Annotated in this window: 22 protein-coding genes and 1 pseudogene; 6 read left to right on the plus strand and 17 right to left on the minus strand. The window is 69.7% G+C overall.

Annotated features, from left to right (window positions below):
• Positions 1-45: 45 nt before the first annotated feature.
• From D7D52_RS31970 to D7D52_RS31985, 4 genes are all read right to left on the minus strand, one after another.
• Positions 46-924: a GNAT family N-acetyltransferase gene (locus D7D52_RS31970; protein WP_120742361.1), complete on the minus strand. Its 879-nt coding sequence runs from the start codon at positions 922-924 to the stop codon at positions 46-48.
• Between the two features lie 59 nt (positions 925-983).
• Positions 984-2,093 (minus strand): PrsW family glutamic-type intramembrane protease, encoded by a 1,110-nt coding sequence (locus tag D7D52_RS31975; RefSeq protein WP_120742364.1) that lies wholly within the window; start codon positions 2,091-2,093, stop codon positions 984-986.
• The gene (locus D7D52_RS31980; protein WP_120742366.1) at positions 2,090-2,659 is read right to left on the minus strand and encodes a hypothetical protein; all 570 of its coding nucleotides are present in this window, start codon (positions 2,657-2,659) and stop codon (positions 2,090-2,092) included. Before D7D52_RS31980 ends, D7D52_RS31975 begins: the two co-directional genes overlap by 4 nt.
• Before the next feature lie 299 nt (positions 2,660-2,958).
• Positions 2,959-3,813, minus strand: a complete 855-nt coding sequence (locus D7D52_RS31985; RefSeq protein WP_120742368.1) for a lysophospholipid acyltransferase family protein — start codon at positions 3,811-3,813, stop codon at positions 2,959-2,961.
• A 434-nt stretch (positions 3,814-4,247) separates the two neighbouring features.
• On the opposite strand from D7D52_RS31985, the gene D7D52_RS31990 reads away from it, so the two are divergent.
• Positions 4,248-5,669: a DUF1254 domain-containing protein gene (locus tag D7D52_RS31990; protein WP_246023451.1), complete on the plus strand. Its 1,422-nt coding sequence runs from the start codon at positions 4,248-4,250 to the stop codon at positions 5,667-5,669.
• A 106-nt stretch (positions 5,670-5,775) separates the two neighbouring features.
• Here the strand turns inward: D7D52_RS31990 and D7D52_RS31995 are convergent, their stop codons facing one another.
• Entirely contained in the window at positions 5,776-6,543 is a 768-nt protein-coding gene (locus D7D52_RS31995) for an ABC transporter permease (RefSeq protein WP_120742372.1), read from the minus strand.
• A complete protein-coding gene (locus D7D52_RS32000) occupies positions 6,540-7,493 on the minus strand; it encodes an ATP-binding cassette domain-containing protein (RefSeq protein ID WP_120742374.1) in 954 nt (317 codons plus the stop codon). Before D7D52_RS32000 ends, D7D52_RS31995 begins: the two co-directional genes overlap by 4 nt.
• A gap of 104 nt (positions 7,494-7,597) precedes the next feature.
• On the opposite strand from D7D52_RS32000, the gene D7D52_RS32005 reads away from it, so the two are divergent.
• Positions 7,598-8,338, plus strand: coding sequence for a TetR/AcrR family transcriptional regulator (locus tag D7D52_RS32005; RefSeq protein WP_120742376.1), 741 nt, complete (start codon positions 7,598-7,600; stop codon positions 8,336-8,338).
• A 164-nt stretch (positions 8,339-8,502) separates the two neighbouring features.
• Positions 8,503-8,784: a hypothetical protein gene (locus D7D52_RS32010; protein WP_120742378.1), complete on the plus strand. Its 282-nt coding sequence runs from the start codon at positions 8,503-8,505 to the stop codon at positions 8,782-8,784.
• Here D7D52_RS32010 and D7D52_RS32015 read toward each other — a convergent pair.
• The gene (locus tag D7D52_RS32015) at positions 8,720-10,114 is read right to left on the minus strand and encodes an MFS transporter (protein WP_120742379.1); all 1,395 of its coding nucleotides are present in this window, start codon (positions 10,112-10,114) and stop codon (positions 8,720-8,722) included. The two genes, D7D52_RS32010 and D7D52_RS32015, sit on opposite strands and share 65 nt — an antisense overlap.
• A gap of 114 nt (positions 10,115-10,228) precedes the next feature.
• Here D7D52_RS32015 and D7D52_RS32020 point away from each other — a divergent pair, with 114 nt between their 5' ends.
• Together D7D52_RS32020 and D7D52_RS32025 are read left to right on the plus strand one after the other, a co-directional pair.
• Positions 10,229-11,116 carry a LysR family transcriptional regulator gene (locus D7D52_RS32020; protein WP_120742382.1) on the plus strand — a complete coding sequence of 296 codons (888 nt, stop codon included), beginning with the start codon at positions 10,229-10,231 and terminating at the stop codon, positions 11,114-11,116.
• 72 nt (positions 11,117-11,188) lie between these two features.
• Positions 11,189-12,445 carry a hypothetical protein gene (locus tag D7D52_RS32025; protein ID WP_120742384.1) on the plus strand — a complete coding sequence of 419 codons (1,257 nt, stop codon included), beginning with the start codon at positions 11,189-11,191 and terminating at the stop codon, positions 12,443-12,445.
• 8 nt (positions 12,446-12,453) lie between these two features.
• Here D7D52_RS32025 and D7D52_RS32030 read toward each other — a convergent pair whose 3' ends face one another.
• From D7D52_RS32030 to D7D52_RS32060, 7 genes and pseudogenes are all read right to left on the minus strand, one after another.
• Positions 12,454-14,715 (minus strand): bifunctional serine/threonine-protein kinase/ABC transporter substrate-binding protein, encoded by a 2,262-nt coding sequence (locus D7D52_RS32030; protein ID WP_120742386.1) that lies wholly within the window; start codon positions 14,713-14,715, stop codon positions 12,454-12,456.
• A gap of 217 nt (positions 14,716-14,932) precedes the next feature.
• Positions 14,933-16,348: a ribosome biogenesis GTPase Der gene (gene der, locus D7D52_RS32035; protein ID WP_120742388.1), complete on the minus strand. Its 1,416-nt coding sequence runs from the start codon at positions 16,346-16,348 to the stop codon at positions 14,933-14,935.
• Positions 16,345-17,013, minus strand: a complete 669-nt coding sequence (cmk, locus tag D7D52_RS32040) for a (d)CMP kinase (protein ID WP_120744628.1) — start codon at positions 17,011-17,013, stop codon at positions 16,345-16,347. Before cmk ends, der begins: the two co-directional genes overlap by 4 nt.
• Before the next feature lie 62 nt (positions 17,014-17,075).
• Positions 17,076-17,933: pseudogene (locus D7D52_RS32045) on the minus strand (pseudouridine synthase); the annotation flags it as partial.
• 917 nt (positions 17,934-18,850) lie between these two features.
• Positions 18,851-19,546, minus strand: coding sequence for an SMC-Scp complex subunit ScpB (scpB, locus tag D7D52_RS32050; RefSeq protein WP_425464699.1), 696 nt, complete (start codon positions 19,544-19,546; stop codon positions 18,851-18,853).
• Between the two features lie 368 nt (positions 19,547-19,914).
• Positions 19,915-20,775 carry a segregation and condensation protein A gene (locus D7D52_RS32055; RefSeq protein ID WP_246024091.1) on the minus strand — a complete coding sequence of 287 codons (861 nt, stop codon included), beginning with the start codon at positions 20,773-20,775 and terminating at the stop codon, positions 19,915-19,917.
• A 206-nt stretch (positions 20,776-20,981) separates the two neighbouring features.
• Complete coding sequence (locus D7D52_RS32060) at positions 20,982-21,878, minus strand: ParA family protein (RefSeq protein ID WP_120744632.1); 897 nt, start codon at positions 21,876-21,878, stop codon at positions 20,982-20,984.
• 433 nt (positions 21,879-22,311) lie between these two features.
• On the opposite strand from D7D52_RS32060, the gene D7D52_RS32065 reads away from it, so the two are divergent.
• Positions 22,312-22,641: a hypothetical protein gene (locus D7D52_RS32065; RefSeq protein ID WP_120742390.1), complete on the plus strand. Its 330-nt coding sequence runs from the start codon at positions 22,312-22,314 to the stop codon at positions 22,639-22,641.
• Between the two features lie 157 nt (positions 22,642-22,798).
• Here D7D52_RS32065 and D7D52_RS32070 read toward each other — a convergent pair whose 3' ends face one another.
• The 3 genes from D7D52_RS32070 to D7D52_RS32080 all read right to left on the minus strand — a co-directional run bounded on the left by D7D52_RS32070 (position 22,799) and on the right by D7D52_RS32080 (position 25,814).
• Positions 22,799-23,686 (minus strand): alpha/beta fold hydrolase, encoded by an 888-nt coding sequence (locus D7D52_RS32070; protein ID WP_120742392.1) that lies wholly within the window; start codon positions 23,684-23,686, stop codon positions 22,799-22,801.
• Positions 23,687-24,105: 419 nt separating this feature from the next.
• The gene (xerD, locus tag D7D52_RS32075) at positions 24,106-25,026 is read right to left on the minus strand and encodes a site-specific tyrosine recombinase XerD (RefSeq protein WP_120742394.1); all 921 of its coding nucleotides are present in this window, start codon (positions 25,024-25,026) and stop codon (positions 24,106-24,108) included.
• Between the two features lie 149 nt (positions 25,027-25,175).
• Entirely contained in the window at positions 25,176-25,814 is a 639-nt protein-coding gene (locus D7D52_RS32080; protein ID WP_120742396.1) for an NUDIX domain-containing protein, read from the minus strand.
• Positions 25,815-25,919 lie beyond the last annotated feature (105 nt).

Below are 25,919 nucleotides of genomic sequence, written 5' to 3' on the forward strand. Positions count from 1 at the left end.
CCGCCATTGGGCAGTGCGGCGCTGCGTCGTTTTCGGCGGCCGGCGCTATCGGGCGGCCGGGTCCGGGACGCTGACCGGGGTGCGGGCGATGCGCCCGCCCAGGCGCTCGTTGACCGAGAAGCCGTGGCGGCGACACCAGTCCGCCAGCAGCGGTACCGCGGAGTCGTCGTCCCGGAAGGTCGGCACCAGCTGCCCCACGATGTAGAGGTGATGCGCGTCCGCGGCGCGGCACAGGTGTTGCAGCACCGCGGTCCCCAGGCCGGTGCCGCGCAGCTCCGGATTCACCGTGATGTTGTCGAGTTTGACGGTGTCGGCGTAGACGTCGAACACCACTTCGACCAGGGCGTCAGCGCGGCGCAGGGCTTCGATGTCGCACGGGACCGGGCGCAGCACGCCGGGCAGATGGTCGCAAAGCCGTTGGCGCGCGGCCTCGTCCGGCGCGGCGCGGGTCACCTCCAGCAGTTCCTCGGTGAGCTTGGCGACCACCGCGCGATCGCCCACCGCGGCCTGCGGGCGCGCGGCCACGGTGGCGCGCACCAGCGCCCGCAGCCGTCCGGTCCAGTGCGCGGCCTCCGACCCGTAGCGCAGGATCAGATCCGACAGGGTGTCCTCGAGGCACAGGGCCGCGCCGAGGCCACGCACATACGCCCCCGACAGCACGCCCCAGCGATGATCGTCCGCGCCGACGCCGTGCACGGCCAGCTCGCGGGTGAGCGCGTCGCGGCGGGCGGTCGCGCGGGCGACCGGGGAGCCGGGCAGGTGTTGCAGCCAGCGGTGCCAGCCGGTCAGATTGGCCCGAATGCGGGTGGTGGCGATGTCAGCGCTGGCGTCGAGGTAGTTGCACAGAGCTAGCTGACGTTGCCGCAACAGCGCACCGGCCCGCTCGTCGGCGGGCTCGGTGGCTGGCGTCTCGACCTCGCTCATAGCGACCTACGCTAGCGTCCAGTTCGCTCGACGCTGGTCATCGGCACGCCCCAATCGCACTACCAGCCGTAACGAGCGCCCACCTGCGGCGGCAGACCACCCGCACCGGGCCCGAAACCGCTCGGCGGCGAGATTTGCTGGGACACGGCCAGATCGAGATCGGTGACCCGGTCCAGCAGACTGCGCTCGTAGAGCTTGGCCTGCTTGCGACTCCATCCGGTCGAATGCCGCAGCGCCTGGCGCGCCTTGCGCCGCCGGTGATAGGTGAGCAGCGGCGCCAGCCCGGCCTCGCTGCCGACGCCGCGCGCGGCCGGGCGGGCGATGAGCTCGCGGAACCAGTGCCGCTCGGTGCGCAGCACCCAGGCGTAGGCGAGGGCGAAGACGACCAGATCGATGAGGATCGGCAGATAGGTCGACAGCAGCGCCGGGCCGGGCGGGCGCGGCGAGTCGAACAGGAAGTGCATGGCGAACGCCAGAGCGTAGAACAGCGCGAACACCCCGAGCCGCCAACCCCACGACCGATCGGTCCGGATCAGCGCCAGCACGATGCTCACCCCGGCCAGCGCCGACATGGCCCAGTGCGAGGTGAGCGCGGTGACCAGCCGCAGCACCGCCACCAGCAGCACGTCGACCACCGGATCCTGCGGCGACGACAGCGCGGTCTGGGTGCTGTAGAGGCAGTCCTCGGCGATCTGCGCGCCCAGCCCGACCGCCGCGCCCAGCAGCAGCCCGTGCATGGGCCGGGTCAGCCGCGGCCGGAACAGGATGGCCACCACCGCGATTCCGATGGCCTTGATGTACTCCTCGTCGATGGGCGCGGTGAAGGCGGCGCTCCACGAGACGGCGAAGCGGTCGCCGAACAGGTTGGTGATGGTGCGGCTGAGATGGTCGTTGGCCCACATGGCCAGCCCGGTCCACACCGTCGCGCCCCAGATCGCGCCCATGGCCATCGGCGCGAGCAGGCGCCGCCGGGCGCGGAAGGGGTCCAGCGCGAACAGGATTCGTCCGATCACCAGCAGCGTCAGCGCGGTGATCGGCAGCGCGGCCAGGGCGGGCACGCCCGCGAACAACACCTGCCCGGCGGCCTGCACGAGAAACAGCAGCGGGCCGATCACGACGGCCAGGCAGTACACCCAGAACAGCAGCGACCGCGGCTGAAACCAGCTCATGCCTCGACCGCCTTGCTCGACTCGAGCACCTGCGCGATCAGCCGGCGTCCCGTGTCGGGGGCGCCTCCGGTGACGGTCACCGTCACCGCCACGTCGCCGCTGCCGGCGACGGCGCACACGCCCCCGTCGGTATCCGGCAGCACGCAGCTGAGCCCGTGGAAATCGCCCGCGTCCACCGCTCCCCCGTCGAAGCGCACGGTCACCCCGGCCGCGCGCAGTGGCAGTAGCAGTCGCGGTGCGGCGGTGGCGAAGTCGGTGACGCCGTCGACCACCGACACCGACAGCCGCTGCCCGCCGTCCTCGGTTTTCAGCACGGCGATGGAGTCGTCGCCAGTCGCGATGCGCCGCATCCGCTCCGGCACCCGGAACGCCACCGCATTGGCCGGATCGGTGCCGCCGTGCACCGCGCCGATCCCGGTGGCGGTCAGGGTGATACCGGTCCCGGCCGTCACCTCGCTCTCCCGGGTCGGCACCGCGGCCGACAACAGCGGCGGCACCACCAGCGCGACGGCCAGCGCCCCCACCGCCGCGATGGCCGGCCCTACCGAATACACCAGGCGCACCATGCTTTTCCACCCTCTCGGCTCCCTGACGCAACGTCCCGGGACGCGCCGGCGTTCCACCGCCCCGTCCCGATCCCAGGGAGCCGACCACCCAACGCTTGCCGCGAGTTAACCACAACCGCGGCCCGGGGCGCCCCCGCAGCGCCGGACAACCGACCGGTCGTCACTGTGCCCGGGCCGCCGCGCGGAGGCGGTCGAGACGCGACCGGGGCCGCCGGGCGCGACCCCCTCGCGTCCCGGCGGCCCCGGGTGGTTCGTGCGGCGAAATGCGCTGCCCGGCCGGGCAGCTCGACGCCGGCGGCCTACAGCAGTCCGGCCAGGCTCTTCAACGGCCCGGGCAGTCCGGCGATGTGGTTCTTGATGCCCGTCGCCACCGGATGCGGCGTCTCGGCGCGCAGCCGGTCGAGTTCGGTCTGCATGGTGTCGACGGTGCGGGTGTAGTACTCGTCGACCAGATCGGCGTTCTCCGCGTCGCCCGGCTGGGTGGACCAGTCCAGGGCGGGCAGGAAGCTGACCGTCACCGAGGCGGGCAGCGGAATCTGCGGCAGGATCGGGGCGACGCCGAAGGGCAGGCCCAGGGTGTAGGGAAACACCTTGGCGCGCACCAGTTTGTCCAGCTGCAGCAGCCGTGCGGTGCGTTCACCGCGGCTGAGCACGAAGATGGAGTCGTGGCCGCCGTTGGCGACCGCGGGGATCACCGGGACGCCCAGTTCCAGCGCCAGGCGAATGAAACCCTTGCGGCCGGCGAAGTCGATCTTGCCGCGGTCGGTCCAGGGCCGGCACGCCTCCCAGTCGCCGCCCGGGTACACCATCACCGCGCCACCGTCCTTGAGCCCCTTGGCGGCCGACTCGCGCGAGGCGGGGATGACCCCGAACTTGCGCAGGCTGTCACCGAGAAGCGGTGCGCGCAAAAGGATGTCGTGCGCGACGCCGTAGCTGGGCTCGTCCGGGCGGTGGTCCAGCATGGCCATGAAGGTGATCCACACCTCCGGCGCCCAGTAGATGGACGAGTGATTGCCGATGACCAGGGCCGGGCCCGAGACGGGCAGATTCTCCACACCGGTCACCGTGGGGGTGAAGTAGTCGGTGTAGGCCCGGGCCAGCGGCAGCAGCGGGTGGTTCGGGTCGGGCTTTATCGTGTTTTCGGTTGTGGTCATGAGCCATTCCTGTCGATTGCTTTGCCGGGGACGGGCGGCACGCAACGACACTCACCACGCTGTCGAATCAGCGTCGAGCGAATTGAATTGCCCCCGGGTCACATCCCCATTGATCGCTCCGACGGCCGCGCACGCGCGGTCTGCTCAGCGTACGGACGTCGCTGCGTTGCGACAGATGCCCGTCACCGTCCTCCTGCACCTTCGACGTTACCAACCCAAGCGCTTGCTTGTTAGGGAGTGTGCGAAACCCAACACTCGGCGCATCAGCTCCCGGCCGCTACCGCACCGCGACCTGAAATGGCGGGGTTTCAGGCAATCCCAGGCATGAGACCGACCGTCCGGCATAATCCTTGCCCGAACAGTCCTGCCCGAACACGCGGTACCGGCATCACCGTCCTCCCGCTCCTCCGAAGCTCGTGGCGAAGGGAATGCATGTGCGCGACAACGGATTCGACCACCCCCTCACCCGCCGGACGCTGCTCGGCCTGACCCTGGCGACGGCCGCGGCGATCGTGCCCGGCTGCTCGAAATCCGCCACCGGACCGCGAAGTTCGGTGCCCGCCACCGGCTCCGACGATCCGCAGGCCATTGCCGCCGACGCCTACGTCTTCGGCTACCCGCTGGTCCTGATGGACGTCAGCCGCGTCGCGGCCGGCGGGAGCAACCGCTTCCTGCATGCCCAGAACCTGCCCACCAGTAGCGATCGGGCCGTGGTGCGCATGAACCTGGACACGCTCTACTCCAGTGCGTGGCTGGATCTCGGACCCGAACCCATGGTGCTGCAGGTGCCCGCCATGCCTGCCGGCCGATACTGGCTCATGCAGTTGCTGGATGCCTGGTCCAATACCGTCCAGGACCCCAGCAGCACCAATCCGCAACCGGCCCAACAACAATCGGGCCCGGCCCACACCTACGTCATCACCGGGCCGGGATTCACCGGCGACCTGCCCGGCAACCTCACCCACCTGCCCATGCCGACCCCGACCGCCTGGCTGATCGGGCGCATCCAAGTCGATGGCGAGGACGATCTGCCCGCGGTGCACACCCTGCAGCAGCAGATGAAGCTCATGCCGCTGAGCGCCTGGCTCGCCGGCACGCCCGCGACCCCGGCCAACCTGGCCCGCCCGCAGGGCGATCCGCCGCCGGATCAGGTATCGGCCATGGACCCGGCCGAGTTCTTCGACCGGCTGTGCGCGGTGATGGCCGTGAACCCGCCCGCGCCCGCCGACGCGCCGATGCTGAAACGCATTGCGGCCCTGGGCATCACACCGGGCGGCAAACCGAACCCGCAACCGGCCGGGCTGCTGGCCGCGGCGGTCAAGGACGCCCAGCATCGGATGGTCACCTACCGGAACCCCGCCAGCCGCGACGTGAACGGCTGGAAGTACGCCACCGATCTCGGCGCCTACGGGGTCGACTATCTGTTGCGCGCCAATGTGGCGATGACCGCGCTGGGCGCGAATCTGACGCGAGACGCGTTGTACCCCAGCATTGTCGATACCGCCGACGATCACGGCATCCCGCGTCGATTCCGGCTGCGGTTCGCGGCCGATCAACTGCCGCCGGCCGCGGCCTTCTGGTCGCTCACCGCCTACACCGCCGACAGCTATCTGGTCGAGAACGAGGCCGATATCTACGCCGTCGGCCACGCGGTCCCGGTGGTGGCCGGCCCGGATGGCTCGGTGGAGCTGGCGATTCAGCACGCTGATCCGGGACCGACTGTGCCCAAAGGCAATTGGCTGCCCATCCCGGCCGCGGGCGAGTTCTCGCTCACCTTGCGGCTCTACGCCCCCAAGCCGGAGGCGATCGACGGGACCTGGAAACCCCCGGGTTTGATCGTCGTCCCGGCCGCCTGACCCGCTCGGTAACTGCGGGGATCCGCCGAAGGTTCCCCGCGGTTTCGCCGAAGGCGGACATTTCAGACTTTTCATGTCTTAATTCGCATATCGGCGTATGGGCATCTCAAGAGTCGGAACGACGGGCGAACAGGATGCCCGCGCCCACATAGCCGATCAGGGCCAGGCCCGCACACCAGATCAGCGCCGTCGGCGCGGAACTCCCCACCGGGGTGCCCATGAGCAGGCCGCGCATCGTCTCGGTGATCGAGGTGACCGGCTGATGCTCGGCGAAGCCGCGTAGCCAGCTCGGCAGGGTGTGCACGGGGACGAAGGCACTGCTCACGTAGGGCAGGAACATGAAGATGAACATGAAGCCATTGGCCGCTTCGGGATTCGACACCAGCACGCCCATGGCCGCCGCCAGCCAGGACAGCGCCAGCACATAGCAGGCCAGCAGGCCCACGACACCCAGCCACCGCAGCGGATCACCGGTCGGCCGGAAGCCGATCGCCACCGCCACCGCGATCACTAGACCGGTGGTGACCAGATTGCGCAGCACGCTCTCGACCACATGCCCCGTCAGCACCGAGGTCCGAGACACCGCCATGGCGCGAAACCGATCCACGATGCCGGTGTGCAGGTCGGTGGCCACCGTCACCGCGGTGCTGCCCGAGCCGAAACCCGCGCACAGCAACACGATTCCCGGCACCACGTAGTCGATATAGGCGCCGCCGACGTTCATCGCGCCGCCGAAGACGTAGACGAACATGAGCAGGATGGTGACCGGGATGGCGAAGGTCATGATCATGGTGTCCGGACTGCGCAGGGTGCGGCGCAGATTGCGGCCGACCATGGCGGCGGAATCCTGCGCGGCGTAGGCGAGGGTGCTCATCGGACGGCCTCCTTGGCGGCGGCACCGGTCAGGGCGAAGAAGACATCGTCGAGATCCGGTGTGTGAATGGACAATTGGTCGATGGTCACGGCGTGGCCCTCGAATTGGTCGAGCAGTTTGCGCAGCTCGCCCACGCTGCCGTCGGAGGGCACCTGCAGAGCCAGCTGATCGGTGTCCACCTCGGCCACCGGCACCGCCCGCGCGGCCGCGGCCAGGCCGTGCTCGTCGGCGAAGCCCAGGCGGATGTGGCCGCCGGGCACCAGGCGTTTGAGCTGTTCGGCGCTGCCCTCGGCGACGATGCGGCCGCCGTCCAGCACCGCGATGCGGTCGGCCAACTGATCGGCCTCCTCCAGGTATTGGGTGGTGAGGAAGATGGTGACGCCGTCGGCGACCAGACCCCGGATCACCCGCCACAGTTCGCGGCGGCTGCGCGGATCCAGCCCGGTGGTGGGCTCGTCGAGGAAGACGATGCGCGGCCGCCCCATCAGGCTCATGGCGATGTCCAACCGCCGGCGCATACCGCCGGAATACGCGCCCGCCCGCTTGCCGGCCGCGTCGCCGAGCTCGAATTGTTCGAGCAACCGCGCTGTGCGCGTGGCTGTTTCGCGCCCGCCGAGATGCAGCAGCCGCCCCATGAGACGGAGATTCTCCGCGCCGGTGAGGACCTCGTCGACCGCCGCGAACTGCCCGGTGACGCCGATGAGCGCCCGCACCGCGGCCGGCTCCCGCACCGGATCGCGGCCGCCGACCCGCACCTCTCCCCCATCGGGCCGATTCAGCGTGGTGAGGATGCGCACCATCGTGGTCTTGCCCGCGCCGTTGGGGCCCAGCAGCGAGAAGACCGTCCCGGCGGGCACGGCGGCGTCGATGCCGCGCAGAACCGGCCGGTCGCCGAAGGATTTGGTGAGCCCGGTGACCTCGATGGCGAGGCCGGGGCCGGTTGTCGTCATGGGAACTCCGATCGGAAACTGTGTATGCACTACACTCTGTTTATAGGCTACACAGTTTCCGTGATGGCGCAAGATGGAAAGCGCAACGACGACAAGGAGGTTCGATGCGACCGCCCGACGAGCGAGTCCTACCCAAGTCGGTGAAGCTGCTGTGGGAACTGGACAACGGGGGCACCCGCGGCCCCAAACGCGGCCTGAGCCTGGCCCAGATTCTCGACACCGCCATCGCGATCGCCGATGCGGAGGGCTTCGCCGCACTGTCCATGGCCCGGGTCGCCAAGGAGCTCGGCTTCACCACCATGTCGCTGTACCGCTATGTCGACAGCAAGGACACCCTCGTCGAGCTGTTGCACGACCGCATCTTCGACGTCCGCCCGGACCTACCCGAGGGCGATTGGCGCGCCGCGATGGAGGCCTGGGCCTGGGCGGAATTCCAGACCATCCGCGCGCACGACTGGTGGCTCGACATCCCCGTCAGCGGGCCGCCGCTGGGCCCGAACAATATGATCTGGCTGGAGGCGGGCATGAACGCGCTGTCCGGGCTCGCCATTCCGGAACCGCTGAGACTGCAACTGCTGCTGAATCTTTCGATCTACGTCATCGGCCGCACCCGGTTCCTGCGCGACGCCATCCAGCACAGCAAGGCCGAGCAGGACTTCACGGCCATCCTCATGTCCGTGCTCGATCCGCAGCGCTTCCCCGCGGTCACCAGCGCCCTGACCAGCAATGCCTTCGACGATGACGACATCAACTGGGAGGAAGCCGATTTCGGCTTCGCGCTGGCCCGGCTGCTGGACGGCTACCAGGTCTTCATCGACTCTCTCGGCGATGTCAATCCTGCGTAAATACTGGGATAACCGCCGCGCCTCGCCTTGACCGCGCGGTCACCGCAGGCCACCATGGGCGCACGGCCACCCCCTCGGACGCCGACGAGGCCGGGGATCTCCCCTCGCAACCTCGTGGCGTCCGAAAGCGCTGGGGTGGGCCGGTTTTGATCTAGGAGTTCGCCATGGCCACCCTCACCGTTTCCCGCCCGCGCCTCGTCCGCACGCCGCCGGCGATCGTCGCCAGGCCCCTGGCCCTCGTCTCGAAACCCCTGGGCACCGGCGTCCGTGCCGCACTCGGCGCCGGCGCGATGGTGCTGATTCTCGCGGCCATGACCGCCGCGTTCGTCTCCGGCGCGATGCCCGCCGTCGCCGGGCCGACCGATCCCGCGCCCACCCTGGTCAAGGCGCGGGCGCAGCTTCCGGCCCCGGCGCCCGCGATGACGAGCCTCGCCGACCGGCCGTAGCCAGCACGCCCACCAACAGCGCGGCCACCGCGAAAAGCCCTGACACGCAGGCGATCAGAGCGATCCAGCCACCCGCCGCGTAGGCGATACCCGCGCCGCTGCCGATCACGGCGCTGCCCAGGTAGTAGGCGAACATGTAGAGAGACGATGCGGCGCCGCGGTTTTCGGCCAGCGCGCCCACCCAGGCGCTGGCCACGGTGTGCGCGCCGAAGAACCCAGTGGTGAACAGCAGGATCCCGATCAGCACCGTCGGCAGGTGATCGGGGACGGTGACGAGCGCCCCGCACACCATCAGCGCCAGCGCGCCCACCAGGATCCGGTGATGTCCACGCCGATCGGCGAGCCGGCCGGCACAGGCGGAGGCGACGGTCCCCGCGAGGTAGAGCACGAACACCGAACCGGCCAGGGCCGCGGGCAATTCGAACGGGCGATGGGTCAGCCGATAGCCGAGATAGTTGTAGACCGAGACGAAACTGCCCATCAGCAGGAAGGCCAGGCCGAACAGCGCCAGCAGTTCCCGCCGCCGCAGCTGGCGCCCCAGGTCGGCGGCGAGCGACCCGAAACCGCCGGTGCGCGGGGTGAATCCGCGCGCGGGCGGCAGCGCCCGCGCGAACCACACGGTGCACAGCCCGGCCGCGACCGACACCGCCACCTCCGCCCACCGCCACGACGTGAGACCCAGGAAGATCGACGGAATCAGCCGCCCCGCCAGCCCGCCGATGGTGGTCCCGGCGATGTACACGCCCATGGCCGCGCCCAATCCGCCCGCCCCGATCTCCTCGGCCAGATACGCCATGGCCACCGCCGGTACCCCGGCCAGCGCGACACCCTGCGCCGCCCGCAGCCCCAGCAGCACATCCAGACTCGGTGCCAGCGGCAGCAGCAGTCCCAGCACCGAGGCCAGCACCGCCGAACCGACCATCACCCGCGTGCGCCCGACGCGCGCCGCCAGCACTCCGGCCGGAATGATGGCCAGCGCAAGGAAACCCGTGGTCAGCGAGACGGCCAGCGCGGCATGCGCGGGCGGCACATGGAAGGCCGCCGACAGGCTCGGCAGCAGCGACTGCGTGCTGTACATGGCGGCGAAGGTGGTCAGCCCGGCCGCGAAAAGCGCGATGGTGACCCGCTTCTCATGCCCGCTTCGCCCGGCATCGGAGGATTCGCGTGCCGGTCGAGTGGCCGGCTCCGTGGAGGCGACTTCGGATACGACGGTTCCCGATCCACCCGGCGCGGTCGACGCGGAACCCGTCCGAGGCAGTGCCGCTTCTCGCAGATCGGATCCCGAGGACGGGGTGTGCGGGACGGAGTCGCGCTCCTTGGTGCGGGTCATCGGATCCTCTCCCGGAAATGTGGTCGGTTTCCAGAGTGCGACGATGGCTTTTAGAACGGAAATGCATGATGATCGTCTGACTAATGCAATCGCGACATAAGGCGAGGAGGCCGGGTGCTCGGCGCGGATCTGGAGTGGTTCACGACACTTGCCGAAACCGAGAACGTCAGCGTGGCCGCCGACCGGCTGCACGTGGCGCAGCCGACGCTGTCGCGCATGCTCGCGCGGCTGGAGCGGCGGCTCGGGGTCACGCTGTTCGATCGGCACGGCAAACGGCTGCGGCTCAACGACTACGGGCGGCTCTACTACGAGCACGCGCGGCGGGCCCGCGCCGAACTGCTGGCCGGCGAGCAGGCGGTGGCCGACCGCGCGAATCCGGCCCGGGGCGTGGTGCGGCTGTCGTTTCTGCATTCCTTCGGCAGCGGCCTCGCACCGCAGTTGATCGGTGAGTTCCGGCGCGTTTCCGGGCGCGTCGACTTCACGCTGTTCCAGGGCGCGGCCGAGGTCATCACCCGGCAGGTGCTCGACGGCGACGCCGATCTGGCGCTGGTCTCGCCACGCCCCGGCGCACCGGGCCTGGGCTGGCGCACCCTGCTGAATCAGCCTGTGGTGCTGGCCGTCCCGGCCGGCCATCGGCTGGCCGGGCAGCGGCAGATTCGCCTGGCGGAGCTCGCCGAGGCCGAATTCATTGCCATGCATCCGGGTTTCGGCATGCGCCGCGTTTTCGACGAACTGTGCGCGGCGGCCGGGATAGCGCCGCGGATAGCGTTCGAATCCAGTGATCTGGTGACGGTGTGCGGCCTGGTGGCGGCCGGGCTCGGGGTGGGGTTGGTGCCGCTGGAACAGTCGGTGCCGCCCGGCGTCGCCCTGGTGCCGCTCGCCGACGCGGGCGCCTCCCGCGATGTCGGCCTGATCTGGTCGGCCGCCGCGACACCGGCGGAGGCGGTGCGGCGCTTCCGGGATTTCGCCACCGAATGGGCGACCCGGCGTCCGGCCTGGTGAGGACGGATGCCGCGCGCTGTTACCGTGACAGAACGGTAACCAATCAATAGCTGAACCCCAAGGGAGCTGTCAGTGCAGCGGTATCGTGCGGCCCTCGACACGGTGGGCGGGTGCGCGGCCGCGGCGGTCGCGGGCCTGGCGCTGATCGTGCCCGTCGACGCGGGTTGCGAGACCCGGTCCTCGGCGCTGCAGACGTCGTTGCTGTCCATCACCGTTCCCCGCGCGACCGCTGCGGGCGCGGTGGTGGCGGTGCTGGCCGCGGTGTGCGTGGCGATCTTCGGCGCGCGTGCCGCGTGGGGCACGTCGGCGGTCGCAGCGCTGGTCCTCGCCACCGACCACCTCATGCTCACCTCGACCTCCGTCAGCCTGGCCACCGCCAACTTCGTCGACTCGCTCGCCGCGGGCGTGCTGCTCGGCGCGGCCGGCGCGGCGGCGCTCACCTCTCGGCCAACGGCCGTGGGGTACCTGCTGGGCGCGCTCACCGGCATCGCCGTCGGCGACCATCTCGCGACCGGCGACTTCGGCCGCGCACCACTGGAACGCGCCTTCGACAACCTGCCGCCGCCGTGGCTGACCATACCCACCGTGTGTTTGCTGATCATCTGCTGCCTGATCTCCGATCGGCGGACCGAACCGCATCCGACCACCTTGAATCTGCCGTTCGCGCCGATCCTCGCCGCCGCCGTGGTGATCACTGCCGTCACCGTGGTGCCCGAACGACTCGCGTCCACCACCGGGAGCGTGGTGGCCATCGTCGCCTGCGTGCTGGTGATCCTCGCCGCCACCGTGTTCGCGGCGCTGCTGCTCCCGGGACGCGACGGCGTCCTCACCTTGCTGGCGGTCGCGCTCGCGGGCGCCGCCAGCGCGATCGCCATCGCGGCCCAGGCACATTGGAAGCTCGGGCCCATGCTGCTGGCCATCGTCGTGGGCCTGGCCGCCGGCCTGCTGCGTCCCGCACCGCTGGCCGCGGCCGCCGCCATCGTAGCCATGAGTGTGTTCGCGCTACTGGGACCCACTACGCCGCAGGATGATTCGTGGCAGACGCTGATCGGCAGCTGCGCTGTCGCGGCCGTCGCCGGGTACAGCTTCGGGTCGGTCGGGACCCGTGCGGCCGCGAGCGTCGTGCTGCCCCTCGGAGTCCTGTTGCTGCCGTCCGCCGTCCTCACCCTCGAATACCACACTTGCACAAAGACATTGCTGCACAAGCACGTCGTCGACGATCCCGGTCGCAACCCCGCCTGGACCGCCCTGGCGCTGGCGGCCGGCTGCCTGCTCGCCCTCCTGGCGTTGCGCCATTGGCGGCCCGAAAGCCGCGACACGAACGCCTGATTCGAGGTTCAGGAGATCCGGTACAACCAGATCCGGGATTCGGCGGGTTCGCCGGTGGCCGTCCAGCCGTACGTGTGCGCGATGCCGTCGGCGTGGTACGAGTGCAGATAGTCGCGCAGATCGCTGCGCTTGGTGTGCCCGGAGACGATGCCGCGCAACACGATCGCGGTCAGGTCGTACGCCTCGACGGTGTTCGAGCCGGCGTCCTGACCGGTGGCCTTGCGGTAGTCGGCGAGCAGGCGATCGGTCGCCGGGCCGCAGCCGCAGGTCACCAGCGTGCCCGCGGCCACGGTGCCGGCCTTGTCGCGGAAGACCGAATCATAGCTGCCGTCGCCCAGGACGAAAGTCGCTGTGACACCGGCACTGCGCAGCTTGGCGAGCAGGGCCGCGGCGTTCTGGGGGTAGCCGGCGTAGAACACCGCGTCCGGGCGGGCGGCGGCGATGGCGGATACAGCCGCGGCGACGGACTGCGCCGCGGCGGCGGGCCCGCTGTCGGAGTCGAGGTCGACCTGGCAGTCGGGGATCGCGGCGCGGCCCAGCGCCTCCACCGTCGCGGACGACAGCGCGCCCTCGTAGCCGCCACCGCCGTCGCCCACCGCGCACACCCGGGTGAAGCCCGCCGTGGTCGCCAGATAGCGGCCCAGGGCCGGACCCTGCGCATTGTCGTTGGCCAGGCCGCGGAAGAAGCCGGTCCAACCCGATTGGGTCAGTACCGGATTGGTCGCCATCGGGCTCAAGAACGACAGCCCGGCATCGTCGAGCGTCTTGCCCGCCGCCATCACCTCCGGCGACAGGGCCGGACCGATCACCGCGACGATCGACTTGTCCGCGGCGATGCGCTGCGCGGCCTGCGCGGCCGTCGTCTGATCGCCGCCGGTGTCGAACTCCTTGACCTGCACGGGGCAGACGCCGTTGCCGCCCTGGGTGAACTGGGCGACGGCGAGCCGCACCCCGCCGAGCAGACTTTCGCCCTGGCTCGCGCTCTGCCCCGTCAACGGCAGCGCCGCCGCGATCGAGACCGGCGCGCATTTCAATCGTCCGTCGTTGGCCGGATCCTCCGACGAGACCGGGGCGGCGACACTGTGTCCCAGTGCGTCGATCTGGGTGACCGGGCCGAAGCCGGGCAGCAGACCGATCTGCGGGGCGGCGGCGGCCGACGGGACTGCTTTGGGTATCGCCGAGCCGGAATCGCGTGCGGTCCAGACGATTCCGACCGCGACGGCCAGTAGCACCGCCAGGGTCGCCGCACCCGCCACGGCCCAGCGGGTGCGCCGGTCACCCGCGCGACGGCGGGCCGGGTCCACCTCGGTGAGCGCGTCCGACAGCGCCGAGGGCGTATTGCCGTCCGGGTCGCGCGGCGAATCGCCTGGCGCGGGCAGCGTGCGCGTCGAATCCGGGTTCGCGGCAAGCGGTTCCGGCGGCAGGGTCGATTCGGAGACGCTCGTCAAGGCCCGCGCGGCGGCCTCGGCGAAGGCGCGGCAGGATTCGTAGCGGTCCTCGGGCCGTTTGGCCAGGGCACGCGCGATCACCGCGTCGAGCGCGGCGGGCAGTCCGGGGCGGCGGTCACTCACCTTCGGCGCCGGCTGTTGCAGATGCCCCGCGACGACCGCGGCGACGGTCTCCGCCTGAAACGGCGTCGATCCCGTCAACAGCCGAAACAGCGTGCACGCCAGCGAATACTGATCCGACCGGTAATCCGGTCCGGCCCCCGACAGCTGTTCGGGCGAGGCGTAGGTGATGGTCGTCGCCAGTACACCGCTGCGGGTGATCTGCGCGGAATCGTCGCGCAGCCGGCCGATCCCGAAGTCGGTCAGCACGATTCGCCGCTCCTGCCCCAGCAGCGGCCGGGTCAGCAGGATGTTCGCGGGCTTCACATCCCGATGGATCACGCCCCGCACATGCGCGTAATCGAGCGCCTTGGCGGTCTCGGCGATGATGTGCACGGCCTCGGCAGGCGGCAGCGTGAACGGATCCAGCGAGGACGCGTCCCCGCCGTCGACATACTGCATGGCGATCCACAGCCGCCCGTCCTCCACCCCCCGATCGTGAACGGTCACGATATTCGGGTGATCCAGCCGCGCGATCAACTCGGCCTCCCGCTCGAACCGGGCCCGAGTCTCCTGCTGCGCCGCCAGATCCCGCGCCAGCACCTTGATCGCGATCAACCGCGGCAACCGCGGATGCCGAGCGAGAAAAACCTCCCCCATCCCGCCCCCGCCGAGCCGCCGCTCGACCAGATATCCCGCGAATTCCTCGCCCGCACGCACCATTCGGCCCCTCGCACACAAAACCTCCCGAACCCTACCGCCTCCACCCCCACTCGCGCGCCCCCGCACCAGCGGCCGTTTCATGATCAAGGAGCTCTCAGCGCGGAGAATTGTCCGGTTCGCCGCAGTGACGACTCCTTGATCTTGATGCTTCCGCTGGGATATGAGAACGCCCGGGCGACGGGGGAATTCGTCGACCGGGCGTGCGGGTGGGGCTGGGTTACTTCTTGCGTTCGCGCTTCTCGCGGACGCGGACGTTCACGCGTACCGGGGAGCCGTCGAAGTTGAACTCCTCGCGCAGTTTGCGTTCCAGGAAGCGGCGGTAGCCGGCCTCGAGGAAGCCTGTTGTGAACAGCACGAACGTGGGCGGGCGGGTGGATGCCTGGGTGGCGAACAGGACTCGGGGGAGGCGGCCGCCGCGCATGGGGGGCGGGGTGGCGGCGACGACCTCCTTGAGCCAGTTGTTGAGGCGGCCGGTGGAGATGCGCTTGTCCCAGGAGTCCAGGGCGGTTTCCATGGCGGGAACCAGTTTCTGGACGGCGCGGCCGGTCTGGGCGGAGATATTGACCCGCTGCGCCCAGCGCACCTGGACCATTTCCCGGTCGATCTCGCGTTCCAGCATTTCCCGGCGGTCCTCGTCGACCAGATCCCACTTGTTGTAGGCGATGACGAGAGCGCGTCCGGCCTCGGCGACCATGGAGATGACGCGCAGATCCTGCTCGGTGATCGGCTCGGAGGCGTCGATCAACATGACCGCGACCTCCGCGGCCTCGATGGCGCCCTTGGTGCGCAGCGAGGCGTAGAACTCGTGGCCAGAGGCATTGCTCACCTTGCGGCGCAGACCTGCGGTGTCGACGAAACGCCAAGGCTTGCCGCCCAATTCGACCAGCGAGTCCACCGGGTCGACGGTGGTGCCGGCGACATTGTGGACCACCGAGCGCTCCTCGCCCGCCAGGCGGTTGAGCAGCGAGGACTTGCCGACGTTCGGCTTGCCGACCAGGGCGACACGACGCGGGCCGCCGGTGAGACCGGTACCCTCGCGCGGGGTTTCGGGCAGCACGGCGAGGATGTCGTCGAGCAGGTCACCGGTGCCGCGGCCGTGCGCGGCCGAAACCATGCGCGGCTCACCGAGACCCATCGACCACAACTCGGCGGCGTCGGCCTCGAGCTTCTGGTTGTCGACCTTGTTGGCGACCAGGATGACCGGAGTCTTGCTGCGGCGCAGCGTCTTCGCGACCGCTTCGTCCGCCGAGGTCGCGCCGACGGTGGCGTCCACCACCACGACGATGGCGTCGGCGGTGTTCATCGCCACCTGCGCCTGCCGCGCGACGGACTGCTGCAGACCTTTGGCGTCGGGCTCCCAGCCGCCGGTGTCCTGCACCATGAATCGGCGGCCCGCCCAGGTGGCCTCGTAGGAGATGCGGTCGCGGGTGACGCCCGGGATGTCCTCCACCACGGCCTCGCGGCGCCCCAGAATGCGGTTCACCAGCGTGGATTTGCCGACGTTCGGGCGGCCCACGATGGCGACCGTGGGCAGCGGGATGTGTTCGGCGTCCTGCTCGCCCTCGAATTCGGCGATGTCCCAATCGGATTCGTCCGACCAGATGCCGTCACCGGCGAAGGTGTCCTGGGTCACTGCGCGCCTCCCGCCGAAATCCGTTCGGCCACCACGCGATACAGCTCGTCGATGACCTCGTCCTTGTTCAGATCGCTGGTGTCGACCAGCACGGCGTCCTCGGCGGGACGCAGCGGCGACACCTTGCGGGTCGAGTCGAGGTTGTCGCGGCGCTGCACATCGGCCAGCACCGCCTCGAAATCGTCGCCCCGGCCCTCGGCGATGTTCTGGGCATTGCGGCGCGACGCGCGCGCCTCCGCCGAGGCGGTGAGGTAGATCTTCACATCCGCCTCGGGCAGCACCACGGTGCCGATATCGCGGCCCTCCACCACGATTCGACCGGCGGCGCCGGTGAGATCGCGCTGCAGCGCGACCAGCTGCTCGCGCACCTCGGGCACGGCCGAGACCGCGGAGACGGCCTTGGTCACCGCGTTGCCGCGGATCTCGCTGGACACGTCCTCACCGTCGAGCAGGATGACCTCGCGGCTCGGATCGGTGCCGATGGTCAGCGGCAGCTCCTTGACCGCGACCGCGATCGCGGCCGGATCGTCCAGGTCGACGCCGCTGCGCAGCACGCGCAGGGTCGCCACCCGGTACATGGCGCCGGTGTCGAGGTAGCTGGCCTCGAGCCGGGTCGCGAGCTGACGCGACACGCTCGACTTGCCGGTGCCCGACGGGCCGTCCATGGCGACGACCAGACGCGCCGAACCGGTCAGCGCGCCGGTCTCGATCAGACTTCCCACACCGTTCACAACGACACCGCCTCGTAGAGCTTCCCGATTTCGTCCCGGCCCAGCACCCGCAGCGTGCCCGGCCGCTGATCGCCCAGTGCGACCGGTCCGATGTGCGTGCGCACCAGCGCGGTCACCGGGTGGCCGACCTCGGCCAGCAGGCGACGCACGATGTGCTTGCGACCCTCGTGCAGGATCACCTTCACCAGCGACTTGCCCTGCCCGACCTCGAGCACCTGGAAGCGGTCCACCTTGGCGGGACCGTCCTCCAGCTCGACGCCGTCCTTGAGCAGCTTGCCGATCTCGCGGTTCTTGACCTCGCCGTTGACCGTGGCCAGGTAGGTCTTCTGCACCTCGAAGGAGGGGTGCATGAGCCGGTGGGCGAGATCGCCGTCATTGGTGAGCAGCAGCAGGCCCTCGGTGTCGGCGTCCAGGCGGCCGACGTGGAACAGCCGCTGCCCGGCCGCGATTCGCTCGGCCACGATATCGCCGACGCAGGGTCGTCCCATCTCGTCGGACATGGTGGACTGCCAGCCCTTGGGCTTGTTCAGCGCCAGATACACCTGCTCGTCGCGAATCACCACGCGCACGCCGTCGACGCGCACGATCGCGGTCTCCGGGTCGATGCGCAGGCCCTGCTCGCGCACGATCTTGCCGTCGACCTCGATGCGGCCGGCGTCGATCATCTCCTCGGCCGCGCGCCGCGACGCCACCCCGGCCTTGGCCAGCACCTTCTGCAGGCGCTCGCCCTCACCCCACGGCAGCTTCTTCGGGCCCTGCGCCTCGCCCTCCACATGCTGACGGCGGGCGGGCTTGGCATTGCTGATCAGCACCGGCGCGGCCGCCTGCTTGACCGGCTTGACCGTCTTCTTCTTGGCCGCGCCCGAGGCGTGCGGAGCGGTCGCCCCGCCACGCGAGGCACTGCGGTCCTGGCCGAAACCAGCCCGCTCGCCACCGAATCCGCCCCGGGACTGACCACCGCGACTGTCGCCGCCGCGCGCATCGGAACCCCAGTCGCCGCGAGACTGGTTGCCGCGCGCGGAATTTCCGTACGAGGACCCGCCACGCGCATCCGCACCACCGCGCGAACCGCCACCGCCCCACTGGCTTTCGCCGCGCGAGCCGTAACCGTCACCGCGCGAGGAACCACCCCGCGCACCGGAACCGCCGCGCGGAGCGCCGTTTCGAGCATCGCTGTAGTGGCCGGAGCCACGCGACCCGCCGCGCGCATCCCCGTAAGAGCTGCCGCCACGGGACCCACCGCGCGCGTCGCCATACGAGCTGCCGCCGCGGGAATCACCGTAGGACGACCCGCCACGCGAACCGCCGCGGGAATCGCCATAAGACGATCCACCGCGCGAACCGCCACGGGAATCGCCGTAAGACGACCCCCCACGCGAGCCGCCACGGGCGTCACCGTAGGACGATCCACCGCGCGAGCCACCACCACGGGACTCGCCGTACGAGGATCCGCCTCGGGAGTCGCCGCGCGATCCGCCGGAGCGCGAGTCGTAGGACCCGCTGCCGCCACGGGAGCCGCCGTACGAGCTGCCGCCGCGCGAGTCGCCTCGGGAATTGCCGCCCCAGCTGGGCGAGTCGCCGCGCGCTCCGCGGTTCGCGGAGCCGCCGCGGGAGTTGGCGGAGCTTCCGCCGTATGAGTTGTCGCCGCGCGCGGACCGGTCGTCTCCGGTCCGGCCGCGGGCGGCGCGGGAACCGCTGGGCGGTTCGCTGCCACGTTTTCTACGATCCGGTGTGCCATCTCGGCGAGCGGGTGTATTCACGTTGTCCTATTTCAATCATCGGTACCGAGGTCGATATCGGCCTCGGCCGGTTTCTTCAGCCTGGTGTACCGGGGGTCGGTGTCCAGGCTCTCGTTGATCTCGTCGATCAGATCGACGCCCGGGAGCAGCGGGGCCAACGGCGGGAGATCCGCCAGTGACGCCAGTCCGATCCGTTCCAGGAACAGTTCGGTGGTGATGTACAGAGTGCCGTTGGTCTCCGGGTCCGCTCCGGCCTCCGCGATCAGCCCCCGCGCCAGCAGGGTCCTGATCACGCCATCCACATTCACGCCGCGCACCGCGCTCACGCGTGCTCGGGTAACCGGTTGACGGTACGCGATGACCGCCAAGGTTTCCAAAGCGGCACGGGTCAGCTTCGAGCGTGCGCCGTCCAACAGCATACGTTCCACATAGGGAGCGAATTCCGTCCGCGTGTAGTACCGCCACCCATCCCCCACGAACCTGAGATCCATCCCACTGCGCCGCGCGGTCAACTCGGCGGCCATCTCCCGCAGCGCCGTCTCCACCCGAATCGGATGATCCCGCAACGCCGACGCCAGCAACTCCACCGGCGCAGGCGCATCCACCACCAACAACATCGCCTCGAGCGCACCCCGGAACTCCGCCTCGGACAGTTCCTCCTCATCCTCTTCGAGCTCCGAGTCACTCACCCCCGCCCCGGAGACATCCGCCACACCCGCGGCCCGCACGTCGTCCTCCCCACCGCTGGCTTCGCCGGGAGCGGCGGTCTGGCCGGACGGGTGGGGGTCGAGGGCAGCCGACTCCGGAACGCTCAGGTCCCCGGAGTCCAACGCCACCACGTCCGTGTGCCCGGTTTCCGCGATCCGGTCCATGCCCGCAGGGGAGACGGGGCCGTCGGCCGGCTCCGCGGCCGGCGAGTCGGTGCTCGGCCGGGCCTCGGCGGTGGAACCGGGCTCGACTCGAGGGGAGGCGGCCGCGGCCGCCTTGGCTGCGGCGGCGGCTTCGGCGACGATGCGCTCGGCGAGGGTCGGTTGGGGTGCGGGCCGCCCGTCGGGGGCCGGTTCCCGCACCTCGTCACCCACGTTGTGCACCTCGGTCACCCGTAGTCCTCCTCGATCAGCACCGGTTGGGGCGGTAGGTTTTCCAGCTCGCCGAGCCAGCTGACGGACAGCGGACCCAGCGGGTCGGGCTGCTCGAACTCGATGGTCTTGCCCCGGTAGAGCTCGAGCAGCGCCAGGAAGCGGGCCACGATCTGGATCGAGTGCTCGCAGTCGGCGCAGATTTCGTGGAAGGTCGTCCATCCGCCCGCGCCACGGCTTTTCAGCATCTCGAGCACGAGTGCGGCCTGTTCGGCGATCGAAATCGTGTGGGCGTGGATGTGATCCAGCCCCACCCGGGGTTTGGGACGCGGCCGGAACACCGTGGCGGCGACCTCCGCGAATCCCGCGGCGTCCACTCCCAGCGTAACCTCCGGCAACAGCTCGAGGTATCGCTCCTCCAGCGACACCGCGCGCGGATACCGTTGCAGCGCCGCCGCCTCCAGCTCGCCCAGCAGCTCGGCCACCTGCTTGAAGGCGCGGTATTGCAGCAGCCGCGCGAACAGCAGGTCGCGGGCTTCCAGCAGTTCCAGATCCTCTTCGTCGGACACCTCACCCGAGGGCAGCAACCGCGCTGCCTTGAGGTCGAGCAGGGTGGCGGCGATGAGCAGGAACTCGGTGGTCTGGTCGAGAATCTTGTCCGCGCGCAGACCCTGTTCGCCGGACAGGCTCGCGGTGAGCGCCTTGGTGTAGGCGATGAACTCGTCGGTCACCTTGTGCAGGGCGATCTCGGTGACGTCGAGCCGGCGCGAGCTGATCAATTGCAGCAGCAGGTCGAACGGGCCCTGAAAGTTGGTCAGGTTCAGGTGAAATTTGCCCGATGAGTTCGAATTGCCCGATGCGACGGCATCGTTCGGCAGGGCGGCCGCGTTCGGCGGGGCGGTCTCGTTCGGCACAACGCTCGCCGCGGGCTCGACCGTGCCGGAGTCGGCGATATCGCCGAGCACGCCCGCGCCGAACTCACCGTCCTCCGCCGCGCCGAGATCCCCCCGCGCCCCGCCGTCGCCGGGCAGCACGCTATCCGCGTCCGCCGGTCGATGCTCGGACGCCGTGTCGAAAGAATCGCTCAACGGCCCGACCGCTGAATGACTTCCCGGGCCATGGCCCGATAGGCTTCCGCGCCACCGGATTTCGGAGCCCAGGTGGTGATCGGCTCGCCCGCGACGCTGGCGTCGGGGAAGCGAACCGTGCGCGAGATCACCGTGTCGTACACGAGGTCGCCGAACACCTCGACCACGCGCGTCATGACCTGACGCGAATGCAATAGGCGGGCATCGAACATGGTGACCACGATGCCGTACAGCACCAGCGCGGGGTTCAGCCGGTCCCGCACCTTCTCCACGGTGTCGTTGAGCAGGGCCAGCCCGCGCAGCGAGAAGTATTCGCATTCCATCGGAATGATGACGCCGTCGGCGCAGGCCAGGGCGTTGACGGTGAGCAGACCCAGCGACGGCTGGCAGTCGATGAGGATGTAGTCGTAGCGGTTGCGCAGCGGCGCGAGCGCCCGGCCCAGGGTCTGCTCGCGGCCGACCTCGTTGACGAGCTGGATCTCCGCGGCCGACAGATCGATATTGGACGGCAGCAGATCCATCCCGTCGACCTTGGTGTTCATCAGCACGTCGTCCGGATTCACCTTGCCGGGCCCGACCAGCATGTTGTGCACGGTGACGTCCAGATCATGGTGCGCGACACCGAGTCCCGCCGACAGCGCGCCCTGCGGATCCAGATCGACGAGCAGCACCTTGCGCCCGTACTCCGCCAGTGCCGCACCGAGATTGATGGTCGAGGTGGTCTTGCCGACGCCGCCCTTCTGATTGCACATGGCGACGATCAGCGCCGGCGCGGTGTGATCGGGTTCGGGCGGCAGCGGAATCTCACGCAACGGCCGCCCGGTCGGTCCGACCTGCTTGCCGTCGTGCACCACATCGGGTGCCTCCCACAGCGTTTGCGCGGCGGTTTCGATCCGCTGGCCCGCACCACCGGTAGTCGTCACGTCCGCTGCTCCTTCGACGTTCCTGCCCTTACCCCGCCCACCGACCTGCCGTGGACGACGCGCCCGGCCGCGTGTGCGCTCCGGTCCCTCCTAGACGCTACCGCCTGTTCACGCAAGACCCACGCTCGGACACGCACTCCAAGCCCCGAACGAGAACTGTAAACCTGCACTTCAGGGACGGTAAGGGTGCCCTAGCTCGACCTCCTGACCAGGCACGGACACTCTCGCCTTGTGGGACAGCAGATTACGGGCTCCCAAGCATGTTCCCAGCAGATCAGACCAGATACCCCCAATTCCGTCGCAATCGCGCCGAATCCACCCCACCCCCGCCCGAGTTGCCCGGCTAAACTGCGCCCGGTCGGGCAGGATCGCGGCGGCAGAGAAGCGCGGGAGGCGAGGGGTGATGGTCAGGCGCAGTCCGCAGGAGAAGAAGGCACTGTCGTACGCGAAGGACCGCCGCAACGACTTCGGCGAGAACGACAAGGCTTCACGCAAGAACATTCCGCGCACCAAGCGGATCTTGAATCGCACCGACCGCCATCACGACCGTAGCGAGTTGGCCGCCGCAACCGGCCGCATCGCCCCGAACGTGGCCGAACAGACCGAGACCGCACTGCGGGGAAAGCGCTCGAAGTGGTCCACCACCCGCTGGCGCAAACACCCCGACATCCCCTTGGGCGAGGTCGTGCGCCGCAAACTCCAACACCGCACCGCACCCACACCGGACCACTGAGCAGGAGCGCAATCACCTGCCCCACAGCGCTTTCGCCACTATGGTGCGTCCTGGAGGTGGGCGTCGGGGTCCAGGGCGCGGTGGGAGTCGCGGAATCCGGTTGCGGTGCGCGGAGTTTCGAGTCGTTCCCGGGCTGCGGTGACCCGCGGCTGGTTGATCAGTTCTCGGTCGCGTGTCGTTGGATGATGCGGTAGGTCTGCGTGGGATCCTCGAGTTGGGGGTAGTGGCCGATTCCGGGGATTCGGGTTAGTGGGGTGTCGGGGCGTAGGTTCAGGATGGCTTGCAGGACGGCCTCGGTGCAGATGGGATCGAGTTCGGCCCAGGCCAATTCCAGTCGGCCGGGCCAGGCGCGTAGTGCGTTGTGCCAGCGGAGGGACGTTGGCGGGGTGACGCGTTCGCGGTTGTAATGGATCAGCTTGTCCAGCATGCGGTGCCCGTCGTCGTGCGCGAGCAGCGACCATTGATCCGCCGCCTCCTCGGCACCGAGTGGATGCTGTGCCGAGAAGATGGAGGCGAACGAGCGGCGAAACGACCACTCGCTGGTCAGCCTGGCCAGTACCGGCCCGAATCGACTCAGCAGCACCTTCTGCGTGATCAGCAGGCTGGCCTGCTCCCGCACCAGACTCGCGTTGAACAGCAGCGCCGAACGCAGCGCGAACGACAGCTTCCCTTCGATATCGCGCGCCAGCAGTTCCGTCGCAACCGAACTGCCCATGTCGTGCGAGACCATCACCACGGGATCCCCCGCGTACCGCTGCACCAGCGCTTCGGCAATGTCGGCCTGAATCCGCAAGGAGTACAGCACGTCTCGCGGCTTCTCCGACAGCCCGAAGCCGAGGAAATCGAAGGTGAGCAGCCGATGCCCGTCGATCCGCTCGAAGGCTCCCCGCCAGTCGTAGGAGCTCGACGGATAGCCGTGCAGCAACAGCACCGGCGGCAGCGCCGGGTCACCGTCGCGCTCGCGCACGAAGATCCGATGCCCGCCGACGACCTCGACCATGCCCGATCGCTGCCACTCCACGACCCGAGAAGTCAGCCCCGCCATCTACCCTCCCGCCGTTTGTATGCGAACCCACGCTAAGCAAGCTGCACTGATACTGCAATCACCAGCTCCCCCAAGCCCACCCACCGCCCCATGCGTCGGACCCCCGACCTCGTGCCCTCCGCGGGCGCATAGCGGCGGTCCGGCCAGCGGCGGTGTTCGGCGGTGGCGTGTCCTCGTCCTCGCCCGACGGCGCCCGCCACGATGGGATGGCTCTGGCGGGGACTCCCGACCTTGTGCCCGCGTGCGTCGGGGACCACGACCTCATGGTCCGAGTCGCGAACTCCCGCCAGCACGCCCCATGCGTCGGGCCCCGCACAACACCCTGCCGATCCACGCGAACCTGGGCTGGTCCAGCGCGAGGTTGGGGTGGTCGGCGCACAGGGCTGAGCGCATCCCGGCTATCGCGCAACCGGTTCCGGTCAGCGCGCTCGCGGGTGGGCGGTGGCCCAGACCTCGTGCAGTGTTCCCACGGTGACCAGGGTGTAGATCTGCGTTGTGGTGACCGACGCGTGGCCGAGTAGCTCCTGTACGACGCGGACGTCTGCCCCGCCGTCGAGTAGGTGGGTGGCGAAGGAGTGGCGCAGCGTGTGCGGTGAGACCTGCGCCGCGATTCCGGCGCGCTCGGCCGCGGATTGCAGGACCTGCCAGGCGGTTTGGCGCGAGAGCCGGCCACCGCGATGGTTGAGGAACAACGCGCTGTTGCCCCTGCCCCGTGCCGACAGCGCGGGCCGCCCGCGCACCAGGTAGGCGTCGATTGCGGACAGCGCGGGTCGGCCGATGGGCACCATGCGCTGTTTGCCGCCCTTGCCGCGCAACACCACCGCTCGTTCGGCGGTGTCGATGTCGTCCACATCCAGGCCGATGATCTCGGAAATGCGCGCGCCCGTCGAGTACAGCAATTCCAGCAGCGCCCGATCCCGCAATCCGCGCGGCCCCTCGGCGATATCCCCGCCCGCCGCGTCCAGCAACCGCGAAATCTGGTCGTAGGGCAGCGCTTTCGGCAACCGCCGGGCCGGTGTGGGCGGCTTCACCGGATGCGCTACATCCGCGTCGGTGATCCCCTCCGCCGTCGCGAACCGATGCAGCCCCCGCACCGCCACCAGCGCCCGCGACGCCGACGACGCCGCCAGCGCCGGATGCTCGGCATCCCCCGACCGCAGCGACACCATGTAGTCGGCGATATCCGTTTCCGCCACCCGCGCAAGCGTTTCCACCCCCCGCTCGGTCAGAAAATGCTGGTAGCGACCGAGATCCCGGCGATAGGCGCTGAGCGTATTGCGCGCGGCGCCGCGCTCGACCGCCAAATGGTCGAGGTACGCGTCGATCTGCCGCTTCAGCACCCCGCCATCATGTCAGCCACCCCCGACATTTCCCCGCAGCCACCGACACGCCCCCGCCCGGCCGCGCGTGGGGTGAGCACGGGTATCAGCGCGCGGATACCCGCACTGGGCTCAGTCCACGGATTCCCGGTCCGGCACACCGTTTCCGGTCAGCCGGCGGCTTTCCGGTCGAGGAACGCGGTCGGCATACCCGGCCACGGCGCATCCGCGGGCCGGAGTGTCGCCCCGGTGTGCCGGGCCGCCATCAACGCGGTGACACCGGCGACAGCGGTGGCATTGGTGATCTCCCCCGCCAGCGCCGCGCGCACGGCCTCGGCCAAGGGCACCCGCAGGATCTGGATATCGGCCTCTTCCAATTCCGGGTCCGGCCGGTCGGTTTCATAGAGCCCGGTGGCCAGATACACCCGCAACGCCTCATCGGTGAACCCCGGCGACAACGCCACATCCACCAGCACCGCCCACTCCCGCGCCGCCAGCCCCGTCTCCTCCGCCAGCTCCCGCTTCGCCGCCTCCAGCGGATCCTCCCCCTGCTTGTCGAGCAGCCCCGCCGGCAACTCCAGCAGCCGCCGCCCGATCGGATGCCGATACTGATTGATCAGCACCAGATTCTCGTCCTCGTCGAGCGCCGCCACCGCCACCGCCGCGTGATGCTCGATCACCTCCCGCTCGGCGACCTTCCCACCCGGCATCACCACCTGATCCAGCCGCAACGCCAGAATCGCACCCGAGTAGACCGTGCGACTGCCCACCACATCGAACTCATGCGCACCAGGAACCGAAGACGTCATCCGAAAACCGTATCGCGACTCGCGTCCTCGACGCCGCCGAGCCCAGCCCTCGCGCCGGACTCTTTTCCCCGAACCGAGTCCGCCCGCGCACTCCTCCGAGTGCGC

The sequence above is a fragment of the Nocardia yunnanensis genome (assembly GCF_003626895.1).
In the GTDB taxonomy this organism is placed as follows: domain Bacteria; phylum Actinomycetota; class Actinomycetes; order Mycobacteriales; family Mycobacteriaceae; genus Nocardia; species Nocardia yunnanensis.